A 267-nucleotide genomic window follows, 5' to 3' on the forward strand; every position below is an offset into this window, starting at 1 on the left:
AAAGCGAAACGCAGTATGTGACGCCGACTTGACAAGCGAAAAAAACTTCTTCATAATCTCGTTTCTCTGCTGCAAACAACGCGGCGCCAGCGAAAGCGGCGTAGCGAAGCGAGCAGGCAGTAAGTAGTACAGAATTTGGTAGTACCGCTCTTTAACAATTAAACAACCGATAAGTGTGGGCGCTTGATGCGAGTGCATAGTGACTTCGGTCACAAGCACAATGAAATCAAGTGCTCACTAGAAGTGAAGTACCTTAGATGTCAAGTC

1 protein-coding gene is annotated in these 267 nt (G+C 46.4%); it reads right to left on the minus strand.

Annotated elements, in window-relative coordinates:
- The coding region (locus IB258_RS30485; RefSeq protein ID WP_225590574.1) for a hypothetical protein at positions 1-198 on the minus strand (198 nt) is incomplete at its 3' end.
- Between the last annotated feature and the right edge of the window lie 69 nt (positions 199-267).

It is taken from the genome of Achromobacter sp. ACM02, assembly GCF_014851605.1.
GTDB lineage: Bacteria > Pseudomonadota > Gammaproteobacteria > Burkholderiales > Burkholderiaceae_B > Achromobacter > Achromobacter aegrifaciens.